This window comes from Tibeticola sp., assembly GCF_022759015.1.
GTDB classification, from domain to species: Bacteria; Pseudomonadota; Gammaproteobacteria; order Burkholderiales; family Burkholderiaceae_C; genus Tibeticola; species Tibeticola sediminis.
Window position 1 is genome coordinate 1 of record NZ_JAEMQB010000048.1, and the last position, 4,173, is coordinate 4,173.

Here is a 4,173-nt window from a genome sequence, read left to right on the forward strand (position 1 = left end):
GCGCACCCGTTCAAGCCGCCCTCGGGTGCGGGGGCGGCGTTGCAAATCCTCGCCATGGCGCCCGCCATGGCTGTGGTTTGCGTCTTGCCCGCGCGCCCGATGACGGCCCGCCCGGGGGCGCTCAACTGCCGGATTTAGGATGAAAGGCCCTGCCGGGTATGGACGCAGGCAGCAGCCTCATGACGGTCGCACCGCCTTGACGCCGTTGAACGCCATGCGAAAAGTCAGGGATATTCAACAGGTGTCACGGTCATGTCACAAAAGTTTCGAAAAATGAGGCCGCGCATGCAAGCTCACGCCATGTGATGGCCTGCGTGGAACCTTGTTATGGCATCAAACAGCGAGCCTTCTTTCACGGCCGCAGACCCGGACAATGAAATGCTCGACCGGCTTTTGGCGGTCATCCAGCAGCGGACGCTGACGGCGGTCTTCCAGCCCATCATTTCCATGGGTAGCGGCGAGATTTTTGGTTATGAGGGCTTGATCCGCGGACCCTCCGACAGTCCCTTGCACGCGCCCGCGAGCCTGTTCGGAGTCGCGGCGAAGAATGGGCTGAACGTCGAGGTGGAACTCTTGTGCCGCGAGGTGGTGCTGGAGAGATTCATGGCACTCCAGTTGCCGGGCAAGCTGTTCCTGAACGTGAGCCCGGACGCCCTCGTGCAGCCCAACAGCAAGTATGGCGAGACCATACGCTACATCCAACGCCTGGGCATCAACCCCGATCGGGTCGTGATCGAACTGACGGAAAACCAGGCGACCCAGGACTACAAGCTGCTGCGCGAGGCGGTGATGCACTACCGCGCCATGGGCTTTCGCATTGCCATCGACGACCTGGGCGAGGGTTTTTCCAGCCTGCGTCTCTGGTCGGAGCTTCGCCCGGAGTACGTCAAGATCGACATGCACTTCGTCCAGGGCATCAACCAGGATCCGGTCAAGTTGCAATTCGTGCGGTCGATCCAACGGATCGCGGAGGAATCGGGCTCGCGAGTCATCGCCGAGGGCATCGAGACCCAGGCCGAACTGCTGCTGATCAAGGACCTGGGCATCGCTTACGGGCAGGGCTATCACATCGCCCGACCCAACGCGAACCCGGCCCTCGCCCTACCGGCGCAGGTCGCCGATGCCCTCGGCCGCGGCAGTGTCTCGGTCTATCCCCACGGCGGGTTGATGGGCCAAAAGACCGTCTCCGCGATGAAGTTGCTGCGGGCGGTTCCGGCGGTGACGCCCGAAACCCACAACGAGACCGTCTTTGACATGTTCGTGGCGGACCCCGACTTGCTGAGCATTCCCGTGGTGAAGAACGCCATTCCTGTGGGTCTGATCAACCGCTACACCCTGATCGACCGCTTTGCCCGCGTGTACTTCCGTGAACTGCATGGCAAGCGGCCCTGCTCGAAGTTCATGGACGCCTCGCCCCTGGTGGTGGACAAGAACATCAGCATTCAGGAACTCTCCAACATGGTCGTGCAGGCCGACCGTCACCACTTGCTCAACGGCTTCATCATTACGGACGGCGGGGCGTACCTGGGGATGGGCACGGGCCACGACCTGATGCGGGAGATCACGCAGATGCAGATCGACGCCGCTCGCTATGCGAATCCCCTGACCCTGCTGCCGGGCAACGTGCCGATCAACGAGCACATCGACCGCCTGATCGATCGTGGCGTGCCATTCTGTGCCTGCTACTGCGACCTGGACCATTTCAAGCCGTTCAACGACGTTTATGGCTACCGTAAAGGTGACGACATGATCCAGTTGACGGGTAGGGTCCTCGCGCAGGCCTGCGATCCGAACCGGGATTTCATCGGCCACATCGGCGGCGACGATTTCGTCATTCTGTTCCAAAGCCAGGACTGGGAAGCACGCTGCCGCGCCGCCCTGGACGCCTTCAGCGCGGAGGTCGAAGCTTTCTTCACGGCCGAGGATCGGGAACGCGGTGGCTACGTGACCGAAGACCGCCTGGGCCGGGTCGTGTTCCATCCGCTGACCTGCTTGTCCATCGGCGCGGTGAAGGTCGAGCCGGGGCAGTACAAATCCCACCACGAGATCGCGGCCGCGGCGGCCGACGCGAAGAAGCAGGCCAAGCGCATGGCGGGAAACAGCCTGTTCGTGGAACGCCGCTCCCCGGGCGGGAAGGACCAGGCGCTGGCTTTGATCGACAAACCCGGCGCCGCCAGTTTGTCGGAAGGCGAGCCCGACCCGCCTCTCAGCCAAGCTCACGCATAACTCACCCACTCCGCGTCCGCACCGTCGAGATGCGGCAAGGTGTTCCAGGTCAACAGGCGGTGGTGGCGGGCGTTGAAGGTGAACTCGCTCACGGCGGTGTTGCGCAGGCGCATGTTGAGTTCGATCATGGTCTCGGCCGGGGCAGAGAGCACCAGTGTGGCCGCGGTGGCAATGGGGCCGCCGCTCGACACGATGAGCACGTTGCCGCTGTGCGTCGTGCGCACGTCCTCGAGCACTGCACGCACGCGCGCCGCGAACGCGTTCCAGCTCGGCATGCCTTCGGGGTCGATGACGCCGGCCATCCACTGCGCGAGCGCGTCGCGCAGCAGCCGGAAGTGCTGTCGGTAGCCTTCGGGCGTGCCGGGTGGCGGCAGGTCTTGCGGCGGCAGCGCGCGGATGAGCGCGTGGCTGTCGTATTCGTCGAGGCCCGGGTGTGGCTGCGGAATGGGCGCGGCCTCCCCCCAGCCCGCTCCGTTGGCCATGCCTTCCCAGGTTTGTGCGTGCCGTCGCAGGGTGCCGGTGAGCACCGCATCGAAGCGCAGCCCGCGGCTCGCGAAATAGGCCCCAAGGCGTTGGCTTTGCCGCTGCCCGAGCGGGCTCAGCCGGTCGTAATCATCGGCACCGAAAGACGCCTGGCCGTGGCGCACGAGGTAGAGCGTTCCCATGGCGGCGATGGTGGCGCAGCGCGGCGGGGGCGCTTGTCTCGCCGGTGACGGGCTGCGGCGGGTCGGCCCGCGGCCGGCTCAACCCCACTGTTCGCCCGCGATGCAGGTGACGCTGTGGCCGCCCACCCAGACCTGACCGCTGGCGTCGCGCTCGAGGTGCACGCGGCCGGCGCGGCCCAAGGCGGCGCCCTGCTCGGCCACGTAGGCCGCCGGCATGCGTCCGGTGTCGATCAGCCACTGCGCGAGGCTGGCGTTGAGGCTGCCGGTCACGGGGTCCTCAGGCACGCCGATGGGCGCGGCGAACGCGCGCACGATGAGCTCAGGCTCGGGCTCGGTGCGATGAATGGCAGGGCGCTGGCCGGCGCTGGCGGGCGCGGCAAAGGCGCGCGCCTCGCGGCTCGAGCGTGCTATCAAGGCAATAGCATCATCAGGCCGATTCACACCGGCGACCCCAACGTTGAACCCAATTTTGGCCAGCGCCGTGTGGTCGGGCTGCAGCGCATGGACCGTCTCGGGCCCGTCCAGCAGCAGGGCCAGCCAGACCGGGCCGTTGTCGAGCATTTGGCTCGCCAGGATCTGCACGGGGGCCAGCCCCAGCGCGGCCCGCACGGGCTCGATTTCGTCGGCCGTCGCGTCACGGCGTTGCAGCGGGGGTGCCGCAAACGCCAGCAAACGGCCTTGGCGGCGGATGCGCACCAGGCCCACGCCGCATTCCTGCACGACAGCCGCTGCGCTCTGCGGCTGGCCGCCGGCCTCCAGCCAGGCATGGCAGGTGCCCAGCGTCGGGTGGCCCGCAAACGGCAACTCGCCGCCCGGCGTGTAGATGCGCACACGGTAATCGGCGCCCGCGGCGCGCGCGGCGGCGCTGGGCGGCAGAACGAAGGTGGTTTCGGACAGATTCGTCCAGCGCGCAAAGCGCTGCATCGCCTGCGCGTCGAGCCCTTCCCCGTCGAGCACGACGGCGACCGGGTTGCCGAAGTAAGGCGTCTTGGTGAAGACGTCGACTTGACGGAAGGGGCGGCCGCGGGGTGTGGGGCTGGGCGGGTTCATGGGCAACGGGGGTGATTTTGGGGTCAGGAGCTGTGCGCGGCCGTCAACCGCTGGCGTCGAGTGCGGCGGCAGCCGGCGCGTCCGGGCTTTGTACCCGGGCGAAGCGGACCACGTTGGCCAGCGCGGCAATGCCGCGGTCGATCTGCTCGACGCTGGCGGTGACGAAGGACAAGCGCAGCGTGCGCGCATCGGGCGCTTCGGCGAAGAAGGCGGCGCCGGGCACATAGGCCAC

3 protein-coding genes and 1 pseudogene are annotated in these 4,173 nt (G+C 66.8%); 1 reads left to right on the forward strand and 3 read right to left on the reverse strand.

The window, feature by feature from the left end; genetic code table 11:
* The first annotated feature begins 327 nt into the window (after window positions 1-327).
* Window positions 328-2,226, forward strand: a complete 1,899-nt coding sequence (locus JHC36_RS02940) for a GGDEF domain-containing protein (protein WP_287915633.1) — start codon at window positions 328-330, stop codon at window positions 2,224-2,226.
* On the opposite strand, the gene JHC36_RS02945 is transcribed toward JHC36_RS02940, so the two are convergent.
* The 3 genes and pseudogenes from JHC36_RS02945 to JHC36_RS02955 form a co-directional block, all read right to left on the reverse strand.
* Entirely contained in the window at window positions 2,217-2,891 is a 675-nt protein-coding gene (locus JHC36_RS02945; RefSeq protein WP_287915636.1) for a histidine phosphatase family protein, read from the reverse strand. The two genes, JHC36_RS02940 and JHC36_RS02945, sit on opposite strands and share 10 nt — an antisense overlap.
* A 78-nt stretch (window positions 2,892-2,969) precedes the next feature.
* The gene (locus JHC36_RS02950) at window positions 2,970-3,941 is read right to left on the reverse strand and encodes a PhzF family phenazine biosynthesis protein (protein WP_287915637.1); all 972 of its coding nucleotides are present in this window, start codon (window positions 3,939-3,941) and stop codon (window positions 2,970-2,972) included.
* 43 nt (window positions 3,942-3,984) lie between these two features.
* A pseudogene (locus JHC36_RS02955) lies at window positions 3,985-4,173 on the reverse strand (PLP-dependent aminotransferase family protein); the annotation flags it as partial.

Bases quoted from the DNA above. Each gene is read 5' to 3' on its own strand.
- JHC36_RS02940 (WP_287915633.1), top strand. From the start codon at position 328: ATGGCATCAAACAGCGAGCCTTCTTTCACGGCCGCAGACCCGGACAAT.
- JHC36_RS02950 (WP_287915637.1), bottom strand. From the start codon at position 3,941: ATGAACCCGCCCAGCCCCACACCCCGCGGCCGCCCCTTCCGTCAAGTC.
- JHC36_RS02945 (WP_287915636.1), bottom strand. From the start codon at position 2,891: ATGGGAACGCTCTACCTCGTGCGCCACGGCCAGGCGTCTTTCGGTGCC.